The following is a 19,185-nucleotide window of genomic DNA, read 5'->3' on the forward strand; positions in this document are numbered from 1 at the left end:
CAGCTTTTATTATGTGATAGAAATGCGCTATTAGTTGCGTGGTTTAGCAACAGCATTGGCCTTGAGCAATTCCACCTTGAAAATCAACGTAGAGTTGGCGGGAATTTGCTGCTGATTATTGGGTCCGTAAGCCAGTTCGGCAGGGATGTAAAGTTCCCAAGTGCTGCCCTCGGGCATGTGGGTAAGAGCCTCCGTCCAACCTTTGATAACTTGGTTGGCCTTAAACTGAGCGGGCTGATTGCGGCGGTAGCTGCTGTCGAAGACAGTACCGTCGATGAGCTTACCCTCGTAGTTCACCTCCACATTAGAAGTGTCGGCAGGCACAGCTCCCGTACCCTTCACGAGCACCTTGTATTGCAAGCCACTCTTTGTTGTAACGACACCCGCCTTCTTTGCGTTGGCCAACAACCAAGCCTGGTTGGCCTGTTTGTAGATGTTCTGCGTGTAGGCAGCCTGCTGCTCGATGAGTTTCTGGGCAGAATCCACGGTCAGCGTAGTGGGCTCGCCCAACACAGCCTGCGAAAGTCCGCGTACATACTCTGCAGCGTCCACGTAGTTTGCATCGCTCTTGCCTGCAGCTTCTTTGTTGATAGCTGGGATAATGCGATCCGTGTTCATCTTAGCAATTTTCAAACCAGCGGCATAGGCCATGGCTTTCTTAGCCTCAACAGAATTGCCGTCAGCATTGAAGCCGCGAACGGCATCATGGAGATATGCTGAATCAACGCCTTCGCGCTGGATGAGATAGTCCTTCAAACTACCGCCCTGAATCACACCGAAAGCATAAGAAAAGATCTTTGCATCAACAGGTTTGAGCTGTTGAGCCGGAACAATTTGAGCTGCTTTCACAGTTTTGGGCTGTTTCTTCTTCTGAGCCACTGCCGGCACCATCAGTGCTGCCAGTGCAAGGGTAAATATGGTTCTGATTTTCATTTTCTTTAAATAATGATTGATGATGGATAAGAAACGAATTACGAGGTACGAGAGAGAAGCCGCTCAGCAGTAGCCACTGCATCGCACATCTTATCTATCGCACCTCGTAGTGATATTTACTGACCGATACCTTCAAGTTGTACCTTGAAAATCAGCGGAGAGAACGGAGGAATAGGACCTTGTCCAGCTTCGCCATAAGCCTGGTCGTAAGCGATATAGATTTCCCAGATAGAACCTACGGGCATGTGGCTCAACGCAACCTTGAAACCTGGGATTGACTGGCCTACGTTCATCGGCACAGCCTTACCGCCGTTGTTGCGAGTAGTTGAATCGAAAACTTGACCGTTTGGAAGTTTGCCTTCATACTGAACGCGCACCACGGAAGTATCGGAGGGGACAGCGCCAGTTCCTTCCTTGATAACCTTATAATAAACGCCCTCGGCAAGTTTCTTAACGCCTGACTCTTTAGCCTTCTTCTCGATGAAATCCTGCGCCTCTTTGCGCTGCGGCCCATACTGCTCTTCCATGGCTTTCGTACGCAAGACCTGGAAACGCTTATTGGCATCTTCGCCAGCCTGTTCTGGGCCGATTTCAACACCATTGATTTTGAGCGCTGACTTATGGCGCACACCAGCCGTGAAGCCAGCCAGATAGTTACGCAAAGAGAGTTTCTTCGTGCTATCATTGCCGAAGATCATTCGCTCAATACCTGGGAACATCTGGGTCTTCATCTGCACACCAGCTTGTACGCCGGCGTAGTAGGCTTGCTTCTTCTTGTCGTCGCCAGCCAGCGCGCCGTCTTTCACGCCACGGAGGAAGTCGTCGATATAAGCCGAGTCGATACCAGACTGTTGGAAATAGTTCTCGATGCCTGCTGTTTGGCTCAAACCGATCTCATAGCTGAGCGTGTCGACATCGTTCTTCATGCTTGCTCTCGGGCTTCCGTTGTTGCAGGAAGCAAAGAGGGTGGCTGCTGCAATAACAGCCAAGGATAAAATCTTCTTCATATAAAGAATTACATTACTTTGATTAGTTCAACATCGAAGACAAGGGCAGCATAGGGAGGTATAGAATTGCCAGCTCCGCGCTCTCCATAGGCCAGGTTGTAGGGGATGAAGAAGCGGTACTTTGCGCCTTCCTTCATCAGCTGCACGCCTTCCGTCCAGCCAGCTATCACGCCGTTGAGAGGGAATACGGCAGGCTCGCCGCGCTGGTAGCTGCTGTCGAATACAGTTTCATCTATCAAGCGGCCTTCATAGTGACACTTCACCTGGTCAGTAGCCTTTGGTTGTGCACCTGTACCTTCAGTCAGCACTGTGTACTGCAAACCGCTGGGCAACACCACAACTCCGTCCTTCTTAGCGTTTTCGGCCAAGAAGTCCTCGCCTGCTTTGCGCATGAATTTGCTGCGCTCTGATTCCTGCTTCTGCATAAACTCCTGAACAGTTGTTTGTGCTTCAATCGGAGTGAGCTCTGTGCTCTTTCCTGCAAGAACATCAGCAACGGCCTTCGCAAAGTCGGTCGTGTCTACATTGTTTGCGCCCAAACCTTTGAGGTTTTCGGCAATCACCATACCAAGGGCATAGCTAAGTTTGTCCATACTTATTTTCTATTTTTATTATATGTGTTATTTATTTCGCGCAAAAATACAACATTTTTCTATAAGTGTACCTACTTTTTTGCGCCATCTATAGGAGAACAACCTACACTTTTAGGTATTTTTGCGAAAAGTACCTATTCTTTTCTCTTTCACGCCCACGGATGAAGCCCTTCCGCGCAGCCAGAAGAGGGAAAAAGCTTGATTTAAGACCTATGATTATGAAGAAGAAACTTGTTGTATTGACCGGTGCGGGTATCAGTGCCGAAAGTGGCTTTGAAACTTTCCGCGATACAGGCGGACTGTGGGAGAAATACCCTGTGGAGCAGGTAGCTACCCCTGAGGGATGGCTGCGCGACCCCGATTTGGTGACAGATTTTTACAATGGTCTGCGCAAGCAGTTGCCCACGGCTCAGCCCAATGCTGGGCACTTGGTGCTGGCCGAAATGGAGCAGGACTACGATGTGACGGTGATCACGCAGAATGTGGACGACCTGCACGAGCGCGCGGGCAGTCATCGCGTCATCCATCTCCATGGTGAGCTCATGCGCGTTTGTTCGAGTCGCGACCCCGATAATCCGCGCTGCTGGGAGACCCTCACTGCCGACCGCCTCGAGGTTCGCCACGGCGAGAAGGCCAAAGACGGCTCGCTGCTTCGCCCGTGGATCGTATGGTTTGGCGAAGCTGTGCCCAATCTCGACATAGCTGCGCGCGAAGTGGAGCAGGCCGATATTTTTGCAGTCATAGGTAGTTCGCTCAACGTTTACCCCGCAGCGGGCCTCATCCGCTATGCGCCGGCCGACAGTCCTGTTTTCGTGATCGACCCGAAGCCGGTGCGCGTGCCCACACGCCGCGAAGTGGAGGTGATACAGGAGGTGGCATCCAAGGGAGTACCGCTCTTGCGCGACCGACTGAAACAACTGGGCTAAGCCCTTATTCTCCCGACTGACATATACGGAAGCAGTGCTCGACAAACCTCATGTTGCGCACTGCTTTTTTATACCAAAAAAGTAAGAGATTATTTTACAAACCATTTTTTCATTTTAGCGCACGAAAAGAGGGAATTGGCCAAAATTTTTCTTTGGTGGAGGATTTTGCAGGATAGTTTTGGGTGAGATTTTCCAGTTTTTATAGTTTTTCACCTCAAAAACCGCACTTTTTTCTCATTTTTCTGCCCGTTCGTGGCCTTATCCAGCCCGTTAGTTTCCTTATTGTGTCGGCTGGCTTCCTTATTCTGTCAGCTGACGCAATAAGGGAATCCGCCGACAGCCTTATTGTATCGGCGAGCAGGAAGGCTGGATGGGGCGATCTCTTCTTTTCGTGCGAGGATTTTGTGGCTTTCGTGGGAGGGGGAAAGTAGGAAAATTGTTGATGTTTTAAGCCCACGAATTTTCACGAAGAAGGCGAAAGAGCACGAATCAGGAAGCCCCATCCAGATTCTTATAAGTGGGAGTGCTCAGACTTGGTTCTCGGACGGGTCCGACTAGTCCGACCAGTCCGATATTCAGTTCTCCGACCAGTCCGACTGGTCGGACCCGTCCGAGAACCAAATGCGAGAAAGCAGAAATCCAATAAGCCGTTGAAGAATCCTGCAATTAAGTGGCAGCCGAGCACTCCCCCTCATGGGGGAGGTGGAGGAGGCTTCCCATTATTTCATATAATCTTCTTAACTTCGCGCCAAACTCTGAAATCATGCAATACTTCTTTTTGATGGCAGGTGCGCTCTTGCTGGCCTATATCGTGTATTTCTCATGCAATAAAGGTATGGCGCGAAATGCGCGCGGGCAACAAACGCGGCGCTTGGGCGTGGCAGCTGTGCTGGCCTGTATTCCGCTGACGGTGGCGCAAGTTCCGGTGACGGCTCCGAGCCTGCTGCTGGTGGCGGGGATAAGTGGGTTGTGGATGCTGACCTATCCGCTGCTCTATCATCTTACTCATCGCAAATCGTCGCCCGACTATGAAAACTATATGGATATAGATTTCGGTCTCTATCTCTTTGGAGGTCTTTCAGGTCTGCTGGCCTTGCTGGCGGCTTTCTTACCGGACAGCAGGATGGTGAGCACCTTTGTGGCGACAGCTGAAGTGGTGCTGGTGTTTATCCCTTTATTTCAAATCATTTATTATTTGACCTATCGGGTATGTATCGACTCAACGGGGATGAAGACTATTCAAGAGACGGATAGGAATGAGATTATCGAATTTTTCCGCTCGTTTGCTTGGTGGCAGAACTTAGCGGCTGTTGTGCCCGTGGTGGCGGCTGTGGCGGGCGTATGCTTCGTTAATTTTGCATATCCCGTTCCCGCACCAGCGTTTGGGCGATTGGAGAATGCGGAAGCTTGGGTGCGCCTGACGATAGTGGGCGGACTGACTGTTTTCTTGCTCGTCTACACCTGGAAAAGCCATCACGGCGTGTTTGGACGCACGGGAATCGCTACGCTCTATGCAGATGTGAAAGAATACATTGAGGGCTATCGCCACTATGCTGCTTCTACCGAAAAACGCGTGAGCAGCCTCGAAGCAGAAGCCTTGGGACAGCCAACGGAGAAAGCGGGGACGGTGGTGCTCGTGATAGGCGAATCGGGCTGCCGCGACTTTATGAGTGCTTTTCATGAGGACTTGCCCGAGGACACGACACCATGGCTTCGCGCGTGCAAAAAGGATAGCGAACATTTTGTGCTCTTTCCGAAGGCCTACTCTTGTTCGATGCAAACAGTGCCTTCGTTGGAACGCGCCTTGACGGAATATAACCAATACAACGATAAGGATTTTTCAGAATCCTGTTCAGTGGTTGACATGGCCCATAAGTTGGGCTATCGCGTGCATTGGTATAGCAATCAAGGACATTTGGGCACTTTCGATACGCCTATTTCCCTCGTGGCCGAGACGGCAGATGTGGCGAAATGGACGCATCAGGAAGTGGGGAAGGTGCAATACGACGCGTCGCTACTCGACTTCCTCGATGAGGTAGATCCTACGAAGAATAATTTTGTTGTGCTCCATCTGATTGGTAGCCACTTCAATTTCATCAACCGCTACCCTCGAGAATTTACGCGCTGGGGGAAACCGGGCGTTCAAGACAATGTGGTGAACTACAAGAACTCACTGGCTTATACGGACATGGTATTGGAGAAAGTGTTCGATTATGCGCGCCAACGGCTCAACCTGCGCGCTATGGTTTATTGCAGCGATCACGCCACAGAACCTGGGCGACGCCGCAAGCCAAACTTCGACGGATTTCAGATGACACGTATTCCGCTCTTTGCTTACCTCTCATCGGAATATCGCTCGCTGCATCCGGGGCGCATGGAGGCCTTGCAGAGCAATGCGGAGAAATATGTGACCAACGACTTGCTCTATGACCTCATCTGCGGCATCTTTGATGTTCGTTCCAACTGCTTTGATGAGAGTCAGTCGCTGGCTTCTACCAGCTATCGCTTCAAGCGCGAAGAACTGCTCACTTATGAGGGCAAAAAACACATCAAGGACGACGACGAGAGCGACAGATGAAGAGAAAAATACAGAGACTTTGGTGAAAAATAAACGGGCGAAACAACGTTGGCGAAGCTCTATTTTACTCATCTTTTACAGTATAATGGTAGCCAATTCTTATTGTGTCGGACAAGAAAAGAAAGCAAAATTTTCATAGTTTCCTCATATTGAAGTAATTTTGCACACATAAATAGAATTATAATAAGAGAAAGAAATAATATGGAAAAGAAAGACTTCAAGCGCACCCTTGTGACGGCCGCTCTGCCCTATGCCAACGGCGGTGTTCATATCGGACACTTGGCGGGAGTTTATGTGCCGGCCGATATCTATGTGCGCTATCTGCGCCTTCGCGGACGTGATGTTCTCTTTATCTGTGGTTCCGACGAACACGGAGTACCTATCACCATCCGCGCTAAGAAAGAGGGCGTCACTCCGCAAGATGTCTGCGACCGCTACCATAAACTCATCAAAGAATCTTTTGAGAAATTCGGAATAAGCTTTAGTATTTATAGCCGTACTACTTCGGATGTACACGCAAAGACCGCGACCGAATTCTTTGAAAAGCTCTACGAAAAAGGAGAATTTATCGAGCAAGAAAGCGAACAGTACTTCGACGAGGAAGCAAAGACTTTCCTGGCTGACCGCTATATTAAAGGTGAGTGTCCCCACTGCGGAAACGCCGACGCATACGGCGACCAGTGTGAGAAGTGCGGTAAGGATCTTTCCCCCACCGAACTTATCAATCCGCACAGCACCATCAGCGGTTCAAAACCAGTATTGCGCACAACAAAGCATTGGTACTTGCCGCTCGACAAAGCCCAGCCCTGGCTGGAGAAGTGGATACTTGCTGACCACTCCGATTGGCGTTCCAACGTGGTGGGCCAATGTAAGAGTTGGTTTGATATGGGCCTGAAACCGCGCGCCGTGACCCGCGATTTGGACTGGGGCATCCCCGTACCAGTGGAAGGCGCAGAGGGAAAAGTAATGTATGTTTGGTTCGACGCTCCCATTGGTTACATCTCCAACACGCGGGAGCTGCTGCCCAACGACTGGGAGAAATGGTGGAAGAGCCAGGACACGCGCCTCGTCCACTTTATCGGAAAGGACAACATCGTATTCCACTGCATCGTTTTCCCTGCTATGCTCAAGGCTGAAGGCTCATATATTTTGCCGGACAACGTTCCTGCCAACGAGTTTCTCAATCTGGAAGACGACAAGATCTCTACCTCTCGCAACTGGGCGGTTTGGCTCCACGAATATGTGGAGGAATTCCCTGGAAAACAAGACGTGCTTCGCTACGTACTTACCGCCAATGCGCCGGAGACTAAGGACAACAACTTCACTTGGAAGGACTTCCAGGCGCGCAACAATAACGAGCTTGTGGCTGTCTACGGTAATTTCGTCAACCGCGCCCTTGTGCTGACGCAGAAGTACTTCGGAGGCAAAGTTCCGCCTTGCGGAGAGCTGACTGAACAGGACAAAGAAATCATTGCAGAGTTCCGCGACGTCAAAGCAAAGGTGGAAGAGCTGCTTGAGAAGTTCCGCTTCCGCGACGCACAAAAGGAAGCGATGAACTTAGCCCGCATCGGCAACAAATACTTAGCCGACTCTGAGCCTTGGAAGGTCTTCAAGACCGATCCGAAGCGCGTGGAGACGATTCTGAACCTTTCGTTGCAGCTGGTGGCTAATCTGGCCATCGCTTTCGAGCCTTTCTTGCCGTTTAGCTCTGAGAAATTGCGCAGCATGATAAATATGCCCAACCTCAAGTGGGACAATCTCGGTCAGACCGACCTACTTGTTGCTGGACACGAGCTGAACAAGCCAGAACTACTCTTCGAGAAAATCGAGGACGAAGTAGTGGAAGCACAAATCAAGAAGCTCGAAGAAACGAAGAAAGCCAACGAAGCGGCCAACTACAAAGCTGCGCCCATCCGCGCAGACGTTGACATCGAAGAGTTCTCAAAGATGGATCTCCGCGTGGGCACTGTGTTGGAATGCGAAAAAGTTCCCAAGGCCGACAAGTTACTCCGATTCCTCATCGATGATGGTTTGGAGAAGCGCCAGATACTGAGCGGCATCGCTAAGTACTACAAGCCCGAGGAGCTCCTTGGGAAGCAGGTGGTTTTCATAGCCAATCTCCCCGCTCGCAAGCTCCGAGGCCTCGACAGCCAAGGTATGATTCTCAGCGCCGTTAACAACGACGGCAGCCTCTCTGTGATAACCGTCGACCGCCCTGTTAAACCCGGATCGGAAGTAGGATAAAACCACCAATAGGATAGGAAGCCCCCTCCATCTCCCCCATAAGGGGGAGTGCTCAGATGCCTCTTGCAAGCAGACAGAGCCCTCCCCTCTACGGGAGAAATAGAGGGGGCTTTTTTCGCTCCTATATGTATTCTTTCTCAGAATAGTCGGCTGGCTCGCCTCTTCTGATGTTTTCTCCCTTATCCTTTATCTGTTAAGCACCCCAATAATATGTCCCGCCTTCTTATCTTTCATCCTGCTCTTGCCCCTTATCGGCTCGATTTCTTCAATGCGCTGGGGAAGATGTTCGATTGTAAAGTCGTTTTCTTGCAACGGCAGAACGACGAATTGCTCATTCAGCAGCAAGAACTACTCAAGAATGCCACGTTCCGCTACGAATATCTCGACCAACACTTCAAACTCTTTGGGCGCGACATCAATCTGGGCTATTGGCAAACCATTCGCGCCTTTCAGCCCGATGTGGTGCTTTGTTGCGAATATACCTTATCGCTCTGGGCAGCTCTGGCCTATCGCACGCTCCACCGCAGCAAATTTCGCCTATATACTATGACCGACGACAGCCAAGACATGGCCGAAGCGCGGCAAGGCGGAAAACGACGCCGACAAATGTATCTGTTGCGCCACATAGATGGTCTGGTAACGATTAGTCCCGAAATGGCCGATTGGTACAAGCATAACAGTCCGGCGCGCCGCCTATTCAGTTTTCCCATCATCCGCGACGAGGAACGCTTCCGTGCAGAACAATCGCTCATCACTCCCTTTGCCGCCACGCACGTGAGCCGCTGGCAGTTGGAGGGTAAGAAGGTGTGCCTCTTTGTGGGGCGTTTCGTGGCGCTCAAAAACCTCCGAGCACTCATCGAAGCCTTTGCAACCGTGGTCAGAGAGGAGGAGGAAAAGGACAGCCTGCGCCTGGTGCTCGTTGGGCAAGGCGAAGAAAAGGACAACTTACTGAAAACGGCTGAGGAAAACGGTGTGGCCGACAAAGTCCTGTTTCCAGGGGCTTACGGCGGGTATGAACTGATGGCTTGGTACAGGACGGCGAGCGTCTTCATCCTTGGAAGTTGGCAGGAAGCCTTCGGAGCTGTCACCAACGAGGCTCTGCTCTCCGGTTGCCGCGTCATGGTGAGCCGCTACGCTGGTTCGCGCTCCCTCATAACGCCCGAAAACGGCCGCGTCTTTGACAGCCTCAACGCCGACGACTTCCAACAGACCCTTGCGTCTCTCCTCGCCACGGCCACGCCCACACCTGCCGATGGTTTTGAGCGGCCGAGCCTAATGCCCGTCAGCTTTCAGGAAAGGATACGAGCCTTGTCGGAATTTCTACAATAAAACCGCTATATTGCCGAGTAACTTTACTCGGTATTTTCTTTACACTTGACTTTTCTCTTCTACGCGCTGATTTTTCAGTATCTTTGAAAAACTGGGATTTTCCGCAAAGATTTTCTTCGCCCAAAATATAAAAACGCCTCATTTTCTCCTTTAAACTCTTCGTTTTCTCCTTTTCTCTGAAATTTTGGAGCATATTTTCCATTTTTTAGTCCAAAGCTATGCGTGGATACAATAAGGCTGTCGGTCGGCATCCTTATTGCGCCAGTTGATAGCCTTATTCTGTCAGCTGACAGCCTTATTCTATCGACGAACAGAAAGCTTTCTCCCACTCACCCACCAGAGAAAGATTCAGATTCGAGCCACTCTCGATGGCGTAGAATAAGAAATTTATTGACTACAACGGTTTTATCATCTTCCCCCATATCCGAAGATAAGAACAAAGCCATACCGAAGAAATGAAAAAAGGTTCTCCGTCACAACTATGTGCAGAGAACCTTTCGTGCGTATCAAATGTGTTCGCTATTTGTCAGGTGTGGCCGCAGCCTCGAACGTGCTGCAAGGAAGCGCAGCACTATTGACGAGATTGGCGCGCGTGAAGGGCTGCCAGCCATAACGGACAGAGACGGGGCGCTTTACGGCATTGCTCTTCACCACCACTGTTGTGCCCTCGATTTGGGCCATAGCTGGATGGTAAACGCCGTCTTCTCCGGCCACCTCGAAGCCTATCAATCGTGGCCCATTAGCCGCCAATCTGTTGGCATGACTGAAACGCAGGCGAAGCACATCGGCCTGCACACTGACCCCTACACACACAGGGCCTTCGGCCTCAAGCGTGTGGCCATAAGTGTGGGAGAGCGCCAAGCGCGCCAAGCGTTCGCCAACGGGTTGCTTGAGGGTGTAGTGCACATCGAGGGAGTCACCCAAATCCGTTGTTACAGCCATCCACGTTTGGGGTAATTGCGCGGCCAAACGGCGTTGAGAGTCGCGGAAATGCGGCCAAGAGGGGCGGTTGAGACTCGAGAGTTGGACAACATAGAAAGGCAGTTGCGGACGGCCAAAGAAGTTGCGCCAACTCTTTTCTAAGAGCGGGAAAAGCTGCTCATGCAGCTCCGCGTTGTGAGCATTGGACTCGCCCTGATACCAAGCCACGCCGCGGAGGGCATAATTGGCCAACGGACGCATACCTACCTCAAACATGTAGGCAGGTTCGTAGGGGTGGCGCTGCAAGGGGTTCTTGCTCTCGCCGATGTTCTGCAACGCTCGTTGGCGCGCCCAAGGCATTCCGAAATCGCCCCGATACCAGTCGCGCAAAATCAAAGGAAAGTCCCACTCCAAGGTATGTCGGTCTATCCAGGATTCGGTTGTCGTGCCGCCCACGGCATTGCAGATGATGCCCACGGGAACTTTCAAACTATCGGCCAAAGCTGCTCCAAAATGGTAGGCAACGGCTGAAAAACCTTTCAGACTTTCGCGCGAACATCTCTGCCACGGTCCGAGGCGGAGATACTGATGGCGATTGACAGAATCGCAGGCAGTGGCCGACCACTTTATGGCGTTCGTGGCGTAGATAGCGGGCATATTGAAGAAGTGGAGCAGCGTTCGGCTGTCGGCTTGAGCCAAATCGGCGTCTCTGCTGGAGGCTGAAGAAACGGGTAGTTCCATATTCGACTGCCCCGAACAGAGCCACACCTCTCCTATATATATATGGTCAATAACTAAGCGGCGACTCGGAGCGGATAGGGTTGCTTTGTAAGGACCGCCGGCCGTTTGAGCGGGAAAGGTGAGTGCCCACTGCCCCACGGCATCTGCCCGACAAGAAAGCGTGCGGCCGCAAAAACTAACCTTGACTTGTTCGCCAGCATTCGCCATGCCGCGAAAAACAACCGGCTCATTTCGCTGTATCACCATACCGTCCGTGTAGAGCGGTGGGAGTTGCAAACCGCCGTAATTACCCGTCAGACCGCTATATACGGTCTGAGCGATGATTGCAGCCCCTTTCGCGCTGGGATGGAGAGCATCTGCAAAAAGATCGGGGCGGGAATAGAGCGGCGCGTGTAGGTCAATCAGCCCAACGTTTGCAGCTTTGGCTACCTGCCGAATATGTTGCTGGATGGCTGCGTGCCAATCGCGCGTTCCGCTACAAAAGCGCGCGTGGCGGTCGAATATGGGCGACATCAGGCATACCCATATCCGCGCTTTGGGATTGGCCGCGCGGAACTGACTGATAAGGCGCAAATAATCAGCATTAAAGTCCTCGCTATAATTCGGCCAATTGCGCGGATCGGTGTCATTGAGGCCGAGATGGATTACTACCATGTCGGCCTTGAAAGCTAAAGCCTCTTCATACTCTTTCTGCTTCACGTAGGGCCTATGTCCTTTCTCGAGAAGCGTAGTTCCCGAATGTCCGAAGTTGCGCACCTCGTAGCCATCCCCCAAAAGGCGTTGCAATTGCGCCGGATAGCACTGAGTTTCGCGTTCGGGCAGTCCGTAGCCCCACGTCACACTATTGCCCACGCACGCCACCTTTATCTTGCTTGCTGCAAAGGAGGTGAGGGTCGTTAGCAATAGGCTACACAATAATATGATTTTTCTTGTCATAAATATAAAAGATGAGTTTCGTTGCATAAAGCGCCGGCCGTTCAGCACCCTGCTCCCCAGCGCTGCTGCAATTTTCGGAAAATTCCCCGAGATAAGCAAGCCTTTCGATACTTACATGAATAACAAAGGCGTAAAAGTAGGCAATGACGAAAAATATTATGAGAGGGACGAATATATATGTTATAAAACATATTTTCATGTGGTTACCCATGGAAAATATAATTCTTTCTACTTTTTTGTCATATATATTGGTGTATCTCTCCTTTTTTCTGTAGATTAGAGGCCGACAATATGTCATCACTTAAATTATATCACCTATGAGACGAAACTTTACTGTTTTATCCGTGTGCTTCTGTCTGTGCCTACCTTTGTTGCAGGCGAGAGCACAAGTGTTGAAGAGCGTTGTGTGTAAGCCCAAAGCAGAGCTACAAACAGCACAAAGTGGCACTGTATCAGATGCGCAGTATGTCTTGCCAGTTCCTTTGCGAAACATTGCTACAATTAAGCAAGAAGACAATGCGGTTTGCAATTTGCTAGTTAGGCACAAAGCCATAAATGGCGGGGCTTGGCTCTTGGCTTCAAAGGAGCGAAATGTAGTCTTTAAGGACGCCTCAAAAAATGCCCCTAGAGAATGGAAGTGGACAATACCCGGAGCAACCGTTAGCTCCCAACAAACGAAGGATGCCACAGCGAAATACGCCGTTGAAGGCCTTTTCGACTTCCCCACACTTGAGGTGAAAACAATCAGAGGCACAAGTACTTATAAACCCGACTTGAAAATCAAAGCGGGCGGTACTGCTGAAATCACAACGATCGATATGCGTAAGTGGGGATATACTTACCAGCTGGCCCTACTTCCCTTCAGCGAAGGACTGGATGTAGGCGGCTGTTTGGGAGGTACTAACAACAAAGATATAGTTGGAGTAGGAAATCTATTTATGATGGGAAGCGATGATATGTACCTTGATGGTGTCAATGTATATCTCCATCATAAACCCAAGAAATATAAAGAAAATGCCACACTTGTACTGAAAGTTTGGATGGTGAAACTTCCTGAGGACGGAGAGCTTAAGTTTACTTCGCTGCCCGTTGAAGTTCAGACGATGAAGATGAAGGATATCAAAGCAGACGGCGAGGACGGCGCATGGGCACCAGTAGAGGGCGGCGCAGTAGCAGCCTTCCGTTTTGACGTACCTTTGGATCTCTTCGGAAAAGGTTTGTTCTTCATATCAATAGAAGGCTTCAGCAACGATCCAAGTACAGAGGACTTCTGCATTCTGACGGACCAAATCGGCGTTTCTCTTACTGAAGCTGAAGTCGGCAACCGCCTAGCGCACAATTCCTTTGCGCGACTGAAGGGCGAGACTGACTACTTGCGCCCCATCAGTATGTACGGCGGCGGCACGGGCAGCTTTGCCATTTGTCCGCTGGTTCGCGTTCCGCTCGAAACTACGGGTATCGGTTCGCTAAGAACTTCTGACAACGCTTCCTTCAAGGCTGTTGTTGCCCAGGACCAACTTCAAATCACAACATCTCAAGCGGGTCGCGTGAGAGTATTGGACTTAGCAGGGAAAACCATTAAGAGCCTCACGGTGAAAGCTGGTATGACCTCACTTCCTATAAGCCAACTGAACCACGGCCTATACATCGTGGAAGGTCCGCGCGGCGAAAGTTGCAAAGTTATATTCTAATTTATCAGCAAAACATTTAGAGTCATGAATACATTTATCAAAGGTACGTTAGCATCTTTATGCGCAATGTTTTTCATTGGTGGAGCGAACGCTCAAACCCACCAATGGCAGTTTGTCACTACTGGAGAGGGTAGCACATACGCTATTGAGAAAGACGGCTCCCTTTGGGCTTGGGGCTGGAACGAGAGTGGCCAGCTGGGCATAGGAGGTGGCGCACAAAAAGTGTCCGTGCCCACACAGGTAGGTACTGAAAAGACATGGAAATATGCCGTGGCCGGACAATCATACGCCTTCTTCATCAAAGCAGACGGCACACTCTGGGCCGTAGGAGATAATACCAAAGGCGTACAAGGCGTGGGCGACGGAATGGGACATAAGACGCCCATCCAAGTAGGCACAGATACCAATTGGAAAAGCGTTTCTGTTTCGCGCTTCTTCGGACATACCGCCATCGGCCTTAAAACTGACGGTACGCTCTGGGGTTGGGGCGAAGGAGAATTAGGAACGCTTGGTTTGGGCAACTATAAGAACCAACCCACTCCTAAACAAATCGGTACCGACACGGATTGGGCACAAGTGACCGTGGGAGATAACACGACGCTTGCCTTGAAGACCGACGGATCTCTTTGGGGCTGGGGTTGGAACGATAATGGTACGCTGTGCGACCTGCCTAAGAAGACAAAGACGCCTGCTCGCATCGGTACGGACAACGATTGGGTACAAGTGTATTCCGTTTCTACCTGTGCATACGGTATTAAAGCCGACGGCTCTCTTTGGGTTTGGGGCTCAGACGATAAAAACATTCTTGGACTCAACGATGAAAACATTACAAAGGTGCAGCAGCCTCTCAAGATTAATGCTTTCAAAGAACCGGTAGCCTTTATCTCTGGTTACAGAGAAGGTAGAGTTGTTGGTTTAGGTTCGGGCGGCGTGGCCACGAAATTATATGCTTGGGGAACAAATGCAGACGGCGCGTTGGGCAATGGCACAGGCGTGGCGATAGATAACCCCACCGGAGGAATTACCTATACGGGCGTTCCAGTAGAAGTGAAGTTGCCGGCCGACGTGAAAGTAACTCAGCTTACTTCGGGCGAGGGCTATTCTATCGTACTTACCGACAAGGGAAAGCTCTACGGCTGGGGCAAAAACAGAGGTGGACAATTGGGCGACCACGCTAATGAGAGCCAGATGACTTTCTCCAGTTTGCCAATCGTTGCAGGGGAGAAAGCAGAAGAAGTTCAAACTACGTTCACGTTTGATGCCGAGAATATTCCTGCATCTCTCAAAGAAGCCAAGGTGTTGATCCTAACTGGCGCGTGGGGCACTGAAGATTTCTCTAAACTCACGGCAGCTATCGGTAACAACTCAGGATTCCCGCCAGCGGGCAATACTACGATTGAAAAAGTGGATATGAGTCAGGCCACCATCAAGGCTAGGACCTATCTCTATGTTACTTATGGTGTGAACAACGTGGGTACTTTCCAGGGCTGCAAGGCTCTCAAAGAAGTGGTGATGCCTGCTGATGCTGAGGCCGCTAATTTTGTAAGCTTCCGCTCGGCATTCCAGAATTGCCGCGTGCTGGAAAGCATCGAAATGAAGGGATGTAGCAGTGTGCGCAACCTGACGGACGCTTTCTTCGGCTGCGAAAAACTGAAGCGCTGCGACCTCTCAGCTGCCGCTAACATTACGATGACGGAGAGCATGTTTGATCAATGTTCAGAGCTGGAAGAGGTAATCCTGCCTGGAAGTATTGCGTTGCAGAAATACGCCTTTGGAAACTGCTTGAAGTTGAAGAAAATCGATTGGAGCAGGTTTACAGGCAAGAAAGCTCCTGTATTTGCTAAGGATCTCTTCCAATATATCACCGACTACAAGGCTATCACGCTCATCGTTCCTGAAGCTGCCTACGAATGGTTTACTGCTCACGCTGATTGGAGCAAACTTAACATCGTGAAGGCTACTACTACTGGTCTCTCCGAATTGCAGCCAAGCACCCCCGCTTATGCTGGAAAAGTGTATGACCTGCAAGGTCGCTATCTGACTACTGTTGCCAACGAATCAGAGCTAAACCGCCTGCCTGTAGGTATGTATATCTGCAATGGCAAGAAGGTACTGGTGAAATAAGGAATAAGGCTAAATAGGAGTCCCCTCCATCTCCCCCATGAGGGGGAGTGCTCAGCTATCACTTGTTTAGGATTCTCCGACAGGTCTGACCAGTCGGACTAGTCCGAGAACCAAAGCTGAGCACTCCCACTTATAAAGGAGCTGGAGGGGGCTTTCATATTCGTGATTTTTCGCCCTTTTTGTGAAAATTCGTGGGCTAAAAACATCAACAGATTTCTTACTTTTTCCCTTTCACGAAGGCCACAAAATCGAGCACGAAAGGGAGAGAGCGCCCCATCCAATCCTCCTGATCATCGGTTTCCTTATTGCGTCAACGGATACAATAAGGATGTCGGCTGACAGAATAAGGAAGCCAGCCGACACAATAAGGAAACTGACGGGCAGGATAAGGCCGCAAACGAGCAGAAAAATGAAAAAAAGTGCAGTTTTTGAGGTGAAAAACTACCAAAACCGGAAAATCTCACCCAAAACTATCCTGCAAAATCCTCCGACAAAGAAAAATTTTGGCCGCTCCACTCTTTTCTCGCGCTAAAAGGAGAAATGGGTTTGTAAAATAATAAGGCGGTTAAGCAGCATAAAGATAAGAAATCAGAGAAAGGAGATGTAGATTAGAACAATTTTCTTATTTTACAGGATAACTACGATTATATTTTGGCAAATCTTTATTTATCTGTAATTTTGTGCCACTTTACAAAATTTATTTATGCTTTTCCCGCTCAATAGTAAGCACACAAAGAGAAAAAAGAATGGGCCGTTGGCACTCAGCCCTATGTTGTTCATGGTAGGAATGTTTGTACTCCTATCTTTCATTTGCGGAGGCTTTTCCAAAGTGCCCCTGCTCATCGTTTTCATCACTACGTCCGTCTTCTCCCTTTTCACGCTGCGCCACACGCCCTTTGAGGAGCGTCTGACTATATACAGCAGGGGCGCTGGGCAGGACAACCTGCTTCTGATGATATGGATCTTTGTTTTAGCAGGTGCTTTCGCCGCCACGGCGCGACAGATGGGGGCAGTGGACGCTACTGTGAATCTGTGTATGCAATTATTGCCGCCGTCGATGCTCCTTCCCGGACTTTTCTTAGCTTCATGCTTTATCTCGATGAGTATAGGCACAAGCGTTGGGACAATTGTTGCCCTCGTGCCTATCGCCGTCGGAATGGCCGGTCCATCAGGGCTGACAGAGCCTATGATGGTGGCCAGCTGCGTGGGCGGTGCTTTCTTTGGCGACAACCTTAGTTTCATCAGCGACACCACTGTGGTGGCCACCCGCACGCAGGGGGTAAAAATGAGCGATAAGTTCCGAACCAACTTTGCCGTAGCTCTGCCTGCCGCTCTCCTCACTTTTGTGCTCTATATGTACTTAGGGTGGGGCACTACGAGTCATATCGCCGTGGGCGCGGTGGACTATTGGAAGATTCTGCCCTATGTGGTGGTCATCATCACAGCCATTCTGGGGCTCAACGTGCTGATAGTGCTCACGGGCGGTATTCTGCTCACGGGTATCATTGGCATTTGGGCAGGCAGCTATGATGTTGCTGGCTGGCTTTCCTCGATCTGCGATGGCATTGGCGGTATGAGCGAACTGATACTTATATCTATGATGGCGGGCGGCCTACTTGCCGTGATTCGTGCAGGCGGAGGTATCACTTGGTTGATCCATAACCTGACGCGACAAGTGAAGACTGTGCGCGGCGGCGAACTGGGCATTGCCACCCTTGTTAGTCTCACCAATCTCTGCACGGCTAACAATACCGTGGCCATCCTTTCCGTTGGTCCGTTGGCCAAAGCCATCAGTCAGCGCTTTGGAGTTGATCCGCGCCGCGCGGCAAGTATTCTCGACACCTTCTCATGTGTTGTTCAAGGCATCATACCCTATGGTGCGCAACTCCTTATGGCCGGCGGTTTAGCATCGCTTGCGCCCACGAGCATCATGCCTTTCCTCTTCTATCCCTATATCCTGGCTTTCGTCATGCTTATGAGCATCGCGGTGAGAAGGAATAAGTAGGTCGATAGCATAAAAAGGCGTGTTCTCAAACCAAAGATAGGAAGTAAGAAAACTGTACTTTCGGAAGATAAAATCAAGGAAAAAATGTTCTTTCTGCTATTTTCCATACAGTTTCCTTACTTCCCCAATAAAAAAAACAGACAAAAGATAAAATTTCCACTAATTTTCTCTACATTTATATTATTATATCCATCAGAAAAACGTTAACTTTGCTATCTGATTAAGGACACATAAAAAAATATTCTATAATAAATGGAGAAGATAGATAATCTAGACCTGCATATCTTAGGTGTTATTACTGAGAATGCCCGAGTTCCTTTCAAGGACGTTGCAGCTGTTTGTGGAGTTTCCAGAGCTGCCATTCATCAACGCGTACAGCGCCTCATCGAAGCTGGTATTATCGTTGGTTCTGGTTATAATGTAAATCCAAAGGCCATAGGCTACAGTACCTGCACTTATGTTGGTATTCGCTTAGAGCGCGGTTCGATGTACAGAGATGTAGCCACAAAACTCGACAAGATACCTGAAATCGTGGAGTGTCACTTCACAACGGGCAACTACACTATGCTGGTGAAACTTTATAGCCACGACAATGAGCATCTCATGGAGCTACTCAACCATAAGATTCAGGAAATCCCCGGCGTAATCTCTACGGAGACTCTCATCAGCCTCGAACAAACCATCAGCCGTGAGATACCTATCCCTACAATAAACATTGTGGACAAGAAACCTCGCAAACCTCGCACTCCCCGCAAGAAAGTCGATGTTGCGGATACGGAAGACATCGATTAAATAAAGGGCTATGTACTTCGAAGGTATCCTGATAGGATTTTGTACCTTTCTGATTATCGGCTCCTTTCACCCAGTGGTCATCAAGACAGAGTACTATTTCGGTACACGCCCTTGGTGGATTTTTCTCCTGCTCGGACTCGCTGGCATGATAAGCGCACTCTTCATTGAGAGTACTTTCTGGAGTTGCCTCTCCGCAATCACTGGTTTCTCTCTGCTTTGGTCCATTCTGGAACTCTTTGAGCAGAAAGAACGCGTTAAGAAAGGCTGGTTCCCGAAGAATCCTAAACGAAAATACTAAGCTGATGAATGAGAGCCCAAGGTTCTCATTCATCAGTCTTTCTTTTCTGACATTCACTACATCCCAC

At 49.9% G+C, this 19,185-nt stretch carries 13 protein-coding genes; 9 read left to right on the forward strand and 4 right to left on the reverse strand.

From position 1 onward, the window contains the following. Positions 1–30: 30 nt before the first annotated feature. The 3 genes from FHS60_RS03170 to FHS60_RS03180 form a co-directional block, all read right to left on the reverse strand. Positions 31–933, reverse strand: coding sequence for a BamJ family beta-barrel-assembly machinery protein (locus tag FHS60_RS03170; protein WP_183694867.1), 903 nt, complete (start codon positions 931–933; stop codon positions 31–33). A 116-nt stretch (positions 934–1,049) separates the two neighbouring features. Then, positions 1,050–1,940 carry a BamJ family beta-barrel-assembly machinery protein gene (locus tag FHS60_RS03175; protein WP_183694869.1) on the reverse strand — a complete coding sequence of 297 codons (891 nt, stop codon included), beginning with the start codon at positions 1,938–1,940 and terminating at the stop codon, positions 1,050–1,052. Positions 1,941–1,948: 8 nt separating this feature from the next. Further along, the gene (locus FHS60_RS03180; protein ID WP_183694872.1) at positions 1,949–2,533 is read right to left on the reverse strand and encodes a BamJ family beta-barrel-assembly machinery protein; all 585 of its coding nucleotides are present in this window, start codon (positions 2,531–2,533) and stop codon (positions 1,949–1,951) included. 212 nt (positions 2,534–2,745) lie between these two features. Here FHS60_RS03180 and FHS60_RS03185 point away from each other — a divergent pair, with 212 nt between their 5' ends. The 4 genes from FHS60_RS03185 to FHS60_RS03200 all read left to right on the forward strand — a co-directional run bounded on the left by FHS60_RS03185 (position 2,746) and on the right by FHS60_RS03200 (position 9,610). Continuing rightward, positions 2,746–3,459 (forward strand): SIR2 family NAD-dependent protein deacylase, encoded by a 714-nt coding sequence (locus tag FHS60_RS03185; protein ID WP_183694875.1) that lies wholly within the window; start codon positions 2,746–2,748, stop codon positions 3,457–3,459. Positions 3,460–4,222: 763 nt separating this feature from the next. Then, positions 4,223–6,037, forward strand: coding sequence for a phosphoethanolamine transferase (locus FHS60_RS03190; RefSeq protein WP_183694879.1), 1,815 nt, complete (start codon positions 4,223–4,225; stop codon positions 6,035–6,037). A gap of 201 nt (positions 6,038–6,238) precedes the next feature. Beyond that, positions 6,239–8,281, forward strand: coding sequence for a methionine--tRNA ligase (metG, locus tag FHS60_RS03195; RefSeq protein WP_183694882.1), 2,043 nt, complete (start codon positions 6,239–6,241; stop codon positions 8,279–8,281). Between the two features lie 210 nt (positions 8,282–8,491). After that, complete coding sequence (locus FHS60_RS03200; protein ID WP_183694885.1) at positions 8,492–9,610, forward strand: glycosyltransferase; 1,119 nt, start codon at positions 8,492–8,494, stop codon at positions 9,608–9,610. Positions 9,611–10,129: 519 nt separating this feature from the next. Here FHS60_RS03200 and FHS60_RS03205 read toward each other — a convergent pair. Beyond that, positions 10,130–12,208: a GDSL-type esterase/lipase family protein gene (locus tag FHS60_RS03205; RefSeq protein ID WP_183694888.1), complete on the reverse strand. Its 2,079-nt coding sequence runs from the start codon at positions 12,206–12,208 to the stop codon at positions 10,130–10,132. Between the two features lie 317 nt (positions 12,209–12,525). Between FHS60_RS03205 and FHS60_RS03210 the strand changes: the two genes are divergently transcribed. From FHS60_RS03210 to FHS60_RS03230, 5 genes are all read left to right on the forward strand, one after another. Next, positions 12,526–13,899 carry a T9SS type A sorting domain-containing protein gene (locus FHS60_RS03210; RefSeq protein WP_183694893.1) on the forward strand — a complete coding sequence of 458 codons (1,374 nt, stop codon included), beginning with the start codon at positions 12,526–12,528 and terminating at the stop codon, positions 13,897–13,899. A gap of 24 nt (positions 13,900–13,923) precedes the next feature. Further along, complete coding sequence (locus FHS60_RS03215; protein ID WP_183694896.1) at positions 13,924–16,023, forward strand: leucine-rich repeat protein; 2,100 nt, start codon at positions 13,924–13,926, stop codon at positions 16,021–16,023. A 703-nt stretch (positions 16,024–16,726) separates the two neighbouring features. Continuing rightward, complete coding sequence (locus tag FHS60_RS03220) at positions 16,727–18,028, forward strand: Na+/H+ antiporter NhaC family protein (RefSeq protein ID WP_183694899.1); 1,302 nt, start codon at positions 16,727–16,729, stop codon at positions 18,026–18,028. A gap of 252 nt (positions 18,029–18,280) precedes the next feature. Further along, on the forward strand, positions 18,281–18,820 hold the full coding sequence (locus FHS60_RS03225; RefSeq protein WP_183694902.1) for an Lrp/AsnC ligand binding domain-containing protein: 540 nt from the start codon (positions 18,281–18,283) through the stop codon (positions 18,818–18,820). 10 nt (positions 18,821–18,830) lie between these two features. After that, the gene (locus FHS60_RS03230; protein WP_009347798.1) at positions 18,831–19,118 is read left to right on the forward strand and encodes a DUF4491 family protein; all 288 of its coding nucleotides are present in this window, start codon (positions 18,831–18,833) and stop codon (positions 19,116–19,118) included. Positions 19,119–19,185 lie beyond the last annotated feature (67 nt).

The organism is Alloprevotella rava (assembly GCF_014195585.1).
Lineage (GTDB): Bacteria > Bacteroidota > Bacteroidia > Bacteroidales > Bacteroidaceae > Alloprevotella > Alloprevotella rava.

Coding starts and splice junctions, on each gene's coding strand:
- FHS60_RS03170 (WP_183694867.1), bottom strand. CDS start 933: ATGAAAATCAGAACCATATTTACCCTTGCACTGGCAGCACTGATGGTG.
- FHS60_RS03175 (WP_183694869.1), bottom strand. CDS start 1,940: ATGAAGAAGATTTTATCCTTGGCTGTTATTGCAGCAGCCACCCTCTTT.
- FHS60_RS03180 (WP_183694872.1), bottom strand. CDS start 2,533: ATGGACAAACTTAGCTATGCCCTTGGTATGGTGATTGCCGAAAACCTC.
- FHS60_RS03185 (WP_183694875.1), top strand. CDS start 2,746: ATGATTATGAAGAAGAAACTTGTTGTATTGACCGGTGCGGGTATCAGT.
- FHS60_RS03190 (WP_183694879.1), top strand. CDS start 4,223: ATGCAATACTTCTTTTTGATGGCAGGTGCGCTCTTGCTGGCCTATATC.
- metG (WP_183694882.1), top strand. CDS start 6,239: ATGGAAAAGAAAGACTTCAAGCGCACCCTTGTGACGGCCGCTCTGCCC.
- FHS60_RS03200 (WP_183694885.1), top strand. CDS start 8,492: ATGTCCCGCCTTCTTATCTTTCATCCTGCTCTTGCCCCTTATCGGCTC.
- FHS60_RS03205 (WP_183694888.1), bottom strand. CDS start 12,208: ATGACAAGAAAAATCATATTATTGTGTAGCCTATTGCTAACGACCCTC.
- FHS60_RS03210 (WP_183694893.1), top strand. CDS start 12,526: ATGAGACGAAACTTTACTGTTTTATCCGTGTGCTTCTGTCTGTGCCTA.
- FHS60_RS03215 (WP_183694896.1), top strand. CDS start 13,924: ATGAATACATTTATCAAAGGTACGTTAGCATCTTTATGCGCAATGTTT.
- FHS60_RS03220 (WP_183694899.1), top strand. CDS start 16,727: ATGCTTTTCCCGCTCAATAGTAAGCACACAAAGAGAAAAAAGAATGGG.
- FHS60_RS03225 (WP_183694902.1), top strand. CDS start 18,281: ATGGAGAAGATAGATAATCTAGACCTGCATATCTTAGGTGTTATTACT.
- FHS60_RS03230 (WP_009347798.1), top strand. CDS start 18,831: ATGTACTTCGAAGGTATCCTGATAGGATTTTGTACCTTTCTGATTATC.